Here is a 7,357-nt window from a genome sequence, read left to right on the forward strand (position 1 = left end):
TGGGGGGGCGGGGGGCGGGGGTGAACTCACCCGCGTACTTTCAGCGGGAGGGCCCCGACAAGGAGTTCGCGCTCATCACGATGTGCGCGGGCGGCGGACTGGCCACCGGGACGATCATTCAGCGGCTGTAGCCGCCCAGCCCAGGAACGCCGTGAAGGCGACGGGCTCGAAGGAGAGCACCGGGCCCGTGGAGTTCTTCGAGTCGCGTACGGCTACGGTGGCGGCCGAGGTTTCGGCGATCTCTACGCAATCGCCGCCCTGGTCGCTGCTGTAGCTGGACTTACGCCACTGAATCGCGTTGCTCTCCATAGCGGTCCTCCATCACGCACCGGATCAACTCCGCCGAGTCCCTGAGGGACAGAGCGGCGGCTTGGAGATGATCGTAACGGAGCGAGCAGTCCTTGACGGTGTCCGGATTGGCGGTGGGATGCCCACTTCCGTAGCCCTCCGTATAGACGATGGTCGGGTCGCTCTCGAAGCGGTAGACATTGAACGAGCCCGTCAGTCCCGCATGCGCCCCTGCCGAGAACGGCAGGATCTGGACGTTGACCCGAGGGTTGCCCGCGAAGGCCAACAGGTGGGCCAGTTGGCCACGCATGGTTTCCGGACCGCCGATCTCCTGGTAGAGCGCGGCCTCGCTGAGCACCATCCAGAAGACCGGCGGCTCGCCCCTCTCGAAGATGCGCTGGCGCGCCAGTCGTACAGCGGTCCGGTCGTCGAGGTTGGTCTCGTCGATCGTGCCGAGCGTGGCCCGCACGTACTCCCTGGCCTGCAACAGGCCGTGGACCATGCCCATCTGGAAGGTGCAGATCTCGGTGGCCCGCGACTCCAGCTCCGCCACCTGCTGAAACCAAGCCGGGAGTTGGCTTCGCATCACCAACGTGACGAGCCGGGACAGCAGCCCGCCCGTCTCCAGGGCCAGATCCGCCCGCTCGCTGAACTCCGGCGTGGGCAGCTTCCGGGCCGTCTCGATCTGGCCGACAAGTGACCCCGTGTAGTTGATGACGTCCCCGAGCTGCCGCTGGGTCAGACCGGCCGCCTCCCGGTGGCGGCGCAGCTCGAAGCCGTAGTAGTCGAGGGGCGAGGCGCCCGGGTCGAGGACGTTGATGTGGGTCACTGACGGTCCCCTCTCACGCAACTCGGTCCACAGCCGGACCCGTTGTATCCACGTGGTAGCCCAGAGTAGTCGCGCGAGGTCAGTCTCGTACCGTGAACTACCACATCCCCCACTACCGCATGAGCCTCACCGTCGGCGAGCACTCGGTGCGGCACATCCGCCGTATCGTCCGGTCCCTGCTCGACGACTGGGAGCTGGCACATCTGGCCGACGCCCTGGAGCTGGGCGTGAGCGAGCTGGTCACCAACGTGGTACGGCACGTCCCGGACCGCCGCTGCTCGCTGCTGGTGCTGCGGCAGGCGGCGGGGGTACGGGTGGAGGTGGCCGACCGTTACCCACAACTGCCGTCGACGCCGGGCGAGATGGACCCCGGGTCGGAGAGCGGGCGCGGACTGGCGCTGCTCGACGCCCTGGTCGGCAAGTGGGGCGTCACTCCGTGGGCCGGGGGCGGCAAGACGGTCTGGTTCGAGTGCGGAGAAAAGTGAGCGTGCGGGTGCCGTAGCGGGTTCGGCCGGCCGCCCGGACCGCGACAAGGATCACATCGGGCGGGTCGAGAAGGGCCGCGACGGTGGGCATACGTGCCTGCGTACACAACATTTAGCTGCACTATGCATCGATCTGCGCACGGCACGTGAGCGGCCGAATTCCTCCTATGGTCGATTTCGGTTCGCAACGGTGACCACCGTCGAGCGGACCGTGTCCATGTCCCCGTCGAAAGGTAGGCGAGCCCGGTTTTGGCCACCGCCACAGCTGTCACCCCGCCCGTGAAGATCCCCGGGGCCCGCAGGGCCTCCGACGTCACCGTCACCGACCCCGCCCTGGTGAAGCGCGCCGTGAAGGCCGCCGCGCTGGGCAACGCCATGGAATGGTTCGACTTCGGTGTCTACAGCTACATCGCGGTGACGCTGGGCAAGGTCTTCTTCCCGTCCGGCAACCCGACCGCCCAGCTGCTGTCCACGTTCGGCGCCTTCGCCGCGGCCTTCCTGGTCCGCCCTCTCGGCGGCATGGTCTTCGGCCCGCTCGGCGACCGCGTCGGCCGGCAGAAGGTCCTCGCGCTCACCATGATCATGATGGCGGCGGGCACCTTCGCGATCGGCCTGATCCCGTCGTACGCCACGATCGGGGTCGGTGCGCCGCTGCTGCTGCTCGCCGCGCGTCTGGTGCAGGGCTTCTCGACCGGCGGTGAGTACGCGGGCGCGTCCACGTTCATCGCGGAGTACGCGCCGGACAAGAAGCGCGGCTTCTTCGGCAGCTGGCTGGAGTTCGGCACGCTCGCCGGCTACATCGGCGGCGCCGGGCTGGTCACCCTGATGACCGCCCTGCTCTCCCCGGACGAGCTGGTGTCCTGGGGCTGGCGGATCCCGTTCCTGATCGCGGGCCCGATGGGCGTCATCGGCCTCTATCTGCGGATGCGCCTGGAGGAGACCCCGGCGTTCGCGGCGGAGGTCGAGAAGGCGGAGTCCAGCCGCCCGAAGGTGCCGCTGCGCGAGATGGTGGCCGGTCAGTGGAAGACGCTTGTGCTGTGCATGGCGCTGGTGCTCGTCTTCAACGTCACCGACTACATGCTGCTGTCGTACATGCCCAGCTATCTGACCAGTGAGTTGAAGTACGACGAGACGCACGGCCTGCTGGTGGTGCTCGGTGTGATGGCGCTGATGATGATCGTGCAGCCCTTCGCCGGCGCGCTGACCGACCGGATCGGCCGCCGCCCGGTGATCGCGGCGGGCTGCGCGGGCTTCCTGTTCCTGTCGGTCCCGGCCCTGCTGCTGATCCGCCGGGGCAGCCTGCTCGCCGTCGCGCTCGGCATGGGCGCGCTGGGTCTGCTGCTGGTCTGCTTCACCGCGGCGATGCCCGCGGCACTGCCCGCCCTGTTCCCGACCCGGGTCCGCTACGGCTCCCTCTCGATCGGCTTCAACGTCTCGGTCTCGCTGTTCGGCGGTACCACCCCGCTGGTGGTCACCGCCCTCATCGGCGCGACGGGCAACATGATGATGCCCGCGTACTACATGATGGCGGCGGCTGTGATCGGCGGCTTCGCGGTGTGGCGCATGACGGAGTCGGCGGGCCGCCCGCTCCCGGGTTCGGCCCCGTCGGTGGAGCGCCCGTGACCACCGGGCTCGGCCCGGCCAAGCGGTGCCGGCGGGTACGCGGCCCGGCCCGCCGGAGAAGCGGCGGCCTTGCGACCCCGGCCCCATCCCCGGGCCCGGCGCAGGGCGGGTCCGGGGCCGGGGCGCACGGCCGGCACAGCCATCGCCCGTGAAACGACGGTATCCGCCGGGCCCGGCCCCGCGGATACCGGCCGTCGCCTCTGCCTCAACCGGAGTTGGCGGGTCGCCGTCCGGAAACACGGCTGGAACCGGACCCTCGGTGCCGCCGTCTGAAGCCCTGTCGGGTCGCAGTCGGCGGTGGGAAGGGAGGGCTCCGGGCCATGGACGGACTCCGGTGGTGGAGGCGGGCGCGCGCACGCGTGCTGACAGTCGTCCTGGCCGTGCTGGGCGTACAACTGAGCTGGCTCGTGGCGCCCGCGTACGCGTGCGGCTGCGGTGCGATGGTGGTGGACGCGCAGCACCGGATCAGCGTCTCCAGCGAGGTGTCCGTGCTGCGCTGGGACCGCGGGCAGGAGCAGATCGAGATGCGCCTGACGGTCCAGGGGGACGCGGACCGGGCCGCGTGGATCATGCCGGTGCCGCACCGGGCGACCGTGGACCTCGGCGATCCGGCGCTCTTCGACCAGCTGGACGCGGCGACCGCTCCCGTGCACCGCACCCGGTACCACTTCTGGCCCCAGGACGGGGACTGGCCACTGACCACCGGCGACGACACCGCCGCCGCCCCGCCCGGCGCGGGAGCCGCCGCCCCACCGCGAGTGGGTGTGGTCGACCGCCGGCGGCTCGGCCCCTTCGACGTGGCCCGGCTGACCGCCACCGACCCGGGCGCCCTGGCCCGCTGGCTGCGCACCAACGGGTTCTCCCTCCCGTCCCGGCTCAACGACGCCCTCCAGCCGTACGTCGACATGCACTGGGAGTACGTCGCCGTTCGGCTGGCCCCCGAGAGCGCCGACACCGCCCTGAACGGTGCGCTCGACCCGCTGCACCTCACCTTCGAGGCCGCCGGGCCGGTCTACCCGATGCGCCTGTCCCGTCTGGCCCGGACCCCGCAGTCGCTCGGGCTGTACGTGCTGGCCAGGCACCGCATGGAGCCGCGTACCGCAATCGGTGGGGAGCGGCCGCGGGTCGTCTTCGCCGGACGGCTGACCGCGGCCAGGGGCCCGCTGGCCCGGCTCGCCTCGGGCACCCCCTATCTGACCGCCGTGGCGCAGGAGTTCCCCGATCCCTCCCGTATCTCCGCCGACCACGAGCTGCGCCGGACCGCCTCGGACACCCCCTATCAGCAGGTGATCTACCGCGACCGGCTGCTCACGGTGGCCGGAATCCCGGCGTGGCTGCTGACGACCGGGGGCTCGCTGGCCGTGGTCGTCTCGGTCGTCGCGCTGTTCACCGTCCGGCGGTCGCGGCGGGCCGTGACACCCCCGCCGCCGGTGCACCCGCCTGCGCCGATCGGCTGACACGGCACCGGCGTTCCGGAGATTCGCTGACAGGGAACCGGTGCGCGGCTACCTTCGTTAGCGCAGCTAGTTAGAAGTTCTAACTAGACACGAAAGGCAGTAGGTGCATGAGCGGGTCGCAGCTCTGGGACGACGTCGACTTCTACTTCTCCAGCCACCTCGCGCCGGACGACGAGGTGCTCCAGGCGGCGCTGCGGGACAGCGAGGCCGCCGGACTCCCGCACGTCAACGTCACGGCGAATCAGGGCAAGTTGCTCCAGCTGCTCGCCGAGATCCAGGACGCCCACCACATCCTGGAGATCGGCACGCTCGGCGGCTACAGCACCATCTGGCTCGGCCGCGCCCTGCCTGCCGACGGCCGGCTGATCTCCCTGGAGTACAACCCCCGGCACGCCGAGGTCGCCGTCCGCAACATCGCCCGCGCCGGCCTGGAGAAGGTCGTCGAGGTACGGGTGGGCCCGGCCCTGGAGTCGCTGCCCCAGCTGGCCGACGAGAACCCGGCCCCCTTCGACCTGGTCTTCATCGACGCCGACAAGGCCAACAACGCGAACTACGTGGAGTGGGCGCTCAAGCTCACGCGCGCGGGCAGCCTGATCATCGTCGACAACGTGGTGCGCGGCGGCCGGGTGGTGGACGCCGAGAGCTACGACGACCCCGACGTCCGGGGCAGCCGGGACGCCGTCGAACTGATCGCCACCCACCCCCGGCTCACCGGTACGGCGATCCAGACGGTGGGCAGCAAGGGGCACGACGGCTTCGCGCTGGCCCGGGTGCTGGCCTGAACCGGGCGCCCCGGGCCCCGGCCGGTGCCTACACCTCGTGGTAGAAGCCCACGTTGACACTGCGCGGCCCGGTGCGGTCCTGGATGACGATCTCGCCCGAGCCGCCCCGGGGCAGCGTCACGCTCCCGCCGTAGGCGAGGAGCTGCGCGTACTCCCCGACCACCAGTCGCACCTCGGACGACGGTTCGGGCTGCGAGCCGCGCAGCCAGGTCACCTGCCAGGCGCCCTCGGGCCCGCACAGGAACTCCAGGTGGACGCGCGAGACGAACAGCCAGTCCTCGGGTGTCACCAGACGGCACATGGCCCCGTCCCGGCCCACCCGCAGCACGGCACCCGTATCGCTGGGCGAGTCGGCCATGAGCATGCCGGCCGTGGCACCCTCGTCCGCCGCGGAGACGGTGGCCATGGTGAGTTCGAGCACGTGCGTTCCCCCTGTATTGCGCCTTGATCTGTTCCCGGATGTGCTTGCTCAGCGGCCGCATGATAAATCGCCCGGCCCCACCGCGTCCGGCACAATGGACTCATGACCGAGCGAAAGCCACCCGGCGTCCCGTTCGAGTCCTGGGTGGACAAACAGATCCGCGACGCGCAGAGGCGCGGCGAGTTCGACCGACTCCCGGGCGCGGGCAAGCCGTTGCCGCCCGGCACCGACACGTCGTACGACGAACTCTGGTGGGTCAGGCGCAAGATGGCCCGCGAGGGACTGGCGGTCCTGCCGCCGGCGCTGGCCCTGCGCAAGGAGGCCGAGGACGCGCTCGCGGCGGCGTACGCGGCCCCCTCGGAACGGATCGCGCGGAAGATCATCACGGATGTCAACGTCAAGATCCGCGACATGATGTTCAAGCCGCCGCCCGGCCCCCCGCTGGGCAAGAAGCCGTACGACGTCGAGGAGGTCGTACGGGAGTGGCGGGAGCGCCGGGAGGCGGGCGGTTCAGCCTTGTAGCAGCCGGTCCGCCAGTTCGCGGTAGTCCCGCAGCGCGAGCCTCAGTTGCTCGGTGTCCGTCCGGGTGTCCGTCCGCGTGTCCGTCCCGTCCCCGCCGGTCTGCCAGGAGCTGCGAAGCGTACGGCGGCGCCGGCCCACGGCGTGCGTGAAGCGGGCGGTGATCTCCTCCAGGACACGGTCCGCCTCCTCGACCGCGGCCCGGGGACCGTCGACGAACCCGACGATCGCGTGCTGCATGCGCCGCTCGAGTTCGTCGCACTCGTCGTGCGGGAGGAGAGGTCCCGTCTTCTCCGGGCCCGGTGCGAGTTCGGCGCCCTTGTCCGATGTCACGTCGGCCATGTCGATCAGCTCTCCTTCGGCCGGCTCTTCTGGGGGATCCACGACAGAGGGGATCCTCCGCGGGCGCGCGCTCCCTCGCCCGGGGCGGCCCTGTCCGGGGCGGCCTTGTCCGGGGCGGCCCTGTCCGGGGCGGCCTTGTCCGGGGCGGTGTCCCGACCCGCGCGGTGCCGGACAGGTTCCCGGCCGGCGGTGACCAGGTCGTCGAAGAGGGCCCGTGCCTCGACCATGGCGACGCGCAACTCCTCGGTCGCCGCGCCGTTTCCGGTGGCGGTGCGGCCCTCGGAGGTGGCGCGGTGGACGCGGCGGTAGCCGTCGACGTGCGCCGCGTGGTGCACGGACAGCGCGGCGATCTGCTCCTCGTAGCGGCCGCCGTCGGGGAAGCCCCGGGCGCCCGCCACCTCCATGAGCAGTCGGTCGGCCTCGGTCACGGCGTCGTGGGGAGCGTCGACGAAGTGCTCCTGGGCCGCCGTCCAGCGGGCCTCGAAGCGCTCGCGTTCCGCTGGCTCCAGCGGCCGCTCGCGCAGTCCGCCGTACCGGTCGACCCTCTCGGAGAGTTCGCGTTAGGCGGACTTGGGGTCCACGTCGTGGCGCGCCAAGGTGCGGTCGTACTC

At 71.0% G+C, this 7,357-nt stretch carries 9 protein-coding genes and 2 pseudogenes; 6 read left to right on the forward strand and 5 right to left on the reverse strand.

Annotated elements, in window-relative coordinates; genetic code table 11:
• Positions 1-131 (forward strand): annotated as a pseudogene (locus ACFW2E_RS36860) (steroid 3-ketoacyl-CoA thiolase); the annotation flags it as partial.
• Here ACFW2E_RS36860 and ACFW2E_RS36865 read toward each other — a convergent pair.
• Together ACFW2E_RS36865 and ACFW2E_RS36870 are read right to left on the reverse strand one after the other, a co-directional pair.
• The gene (locus tag ACFW2E_RS36865) at positions 115-309 is read right to left on the reverse strand and encodes a DUF397 domain-containing protein (RefSeq protein WP_384473390.1); all 195 of its coding nucleotides are present in this window, start codon (positions 307-309) and stop codon (positions 115-117) included. The pseudogene ACFW2E_RS36860 and the gene ACFW2E_RS36865 overlap by 17 nt on opposite strands.
• Positions 281-1,117, reverse strand: coding sequence for a helix-turn-helix domain-containing protein (locus ACFW2E_RS36870; RefSeq protein ID WP_384473393.1), 837 nt, complete (start codon positions 1,115-1,117; stop codon positions 281-283). The genes ACFW2E_RS36865 and ACFW2E_RS36870 overlap by 29 nt, the downstream gene beginning before the upstream one ends.
• A 92-nt stretch (positions 1,118-1,209) precedes the next feature.
• Here ACFW2E_RS36870 and ACFW2E_RS36875 point away from each other — a divergent pair, with 92 nt between their 5' ends.
• From ACFW2E_RS36875 to ACFW2E_RS36890, 4 genes are all read left to right on the forward strand, one after another.
• Complete coding sequence (locus tag ACFW2E_RS36875) at positions 1,210-1,602, forward strand: ATP-binding protein (RefSeq protein WP_384473395.1); 393 nt, start codon at positions 1,210-1,212, stop codon at positions 1,600-1,602.
• Positions 1,603-1,881: 279 nt separating this feature from the next.
• Positions 1,882-3,225, forward strand: coding sequence for a glycine betaine/L-proline transporter ProP (gene proP, locus ACFW2E_RS36880; protein ID WP_384473398.1), 1,344 nt, complete (start codon positions 1,882-1,884; stop codon positions 3,223-3,225).
• Between the two features lie 320 nt (positions 3,226-3,545).
• Complete coding sequence (locus tag ACFW2E_RS36885; protein ID WP_384473401.1) at positions 3,546-4,682, forward strand: DUF2330 domain-containing protein; 1,137 nt, start codon at positions 3,546-3,548, stop codon at positions 4,680-4,682.
• Positions 4,683-4,789: 107 nt separating this feature from the next.
• Complete coding sequence (locus ACFW2E_RS36890; protein WP_384473404.1) at positions 4,790-5,464, forward strand: O-methyltransferase; 675 nt, start codon at positions 4,790-4,792, stop codon at positions 5,462-5,464.
• Positions 5,465-5,492: 28 nt separating this feature from the next.
• On the opposite strand, the gene ACFW2E_RS36895 is transcribed toward ACFW2E_RS36890, so the two are convergent.
• Positions 5,493-5,885, reverse strand: a complete 393-nt coding sequence (locus ACFW2E_RS36895; protein ID WP_384473407.1) for a hypothetical protein — start codon at positions 5,883-5,885, stop codon at positions 5,493-5,495.
• A gap of 102 nt (positions 5,886-5,987) precedes the next feature.
• Between ACFW2E_RS36895 and ACFW2E_RS36900 the strand changes: the two genes are divergently transcribed.
• Positions 5,988-6,407, forward strand: coding sequence for a DUF1992 domain-containing protein (locus ACFW2E_RS36900; protein WP_384473410.1), 420 nt, complete (start codon positions 5,988-5,990; stop codon positions 6,405-6,407).
• Here the strand turns inward: ACFW2E_RS36900 and ACFW2E_RS36905 are convergent.
• Positions 6,396-6,746, reverse strand: a complete 351-nt coding sequence (locus tag ACFW2E_RS36905) for a hypothetical protein (RefSeq protein ID WP_384473413.1) — start codon at positions 6,744-6,746, stop codon at positions 6,396-6,398. The genes ACFW2E_RS36900 and ACFW2E_RS36905 overlap by 12 nt on opposite strands.
• Positions 6,747-6,751: 5 nt before the next feature.
• Positions 6,752-7,357: pseudogene (locus ACFW2E_RS36910) on the reverse strand (hypothetical protein); the annotation flags it as partial.

The sequence above is a fragment of the Streptomyces sp. NPDC058964 genome (assembly GCF_042741275.1).
Taxonomy (GTDB): Bacteria; Actinomycetota; Actinomycetes; order Streptomycetales; family Streptomycetaceae; genus Streptomyces.

Bases quoted from the DNA above. Each gene is read 5' to 3' on its own strand.
- ACFW2E_RS36885 (WP_384473401.1), top strand. From the start codon at position 3,546: ATGGACGGACTCCGGTGGTGGAGGCGGGCGCGCGCACGCGTGCTGACA.
- ACFW2E_RS36905 (WP_384473413.1), bottom strand. From the start codon at position 6,746: ATGGCCGACGTGACATCGGACAAGGGCGCCGAACTCGCACCGGGCCCG.
- ACFW2E_RS36900 (WP_384473410.1), top strand. From the start codon at position 5,988: ATGACCGAGCGAAAGCCACCCGGCGTCCCGTTCGAGTCCTGGGTGGAC.
- ACFW2E_RS36890 (WP_384473404.1), top strand. From the start codon at position 4,790: ATGAGCGGGTCGCAGCTCTGGGACGACGTCGACTTCTACTTCTCCAGC.
- ACFW2E_RS36865 (WP_384473390.1), bottom strand. From the start codon at position 309: ATGGAGAGCAACGCGATTCAGTGGCGTAAGTCCAGCTACAGCAGCGAC.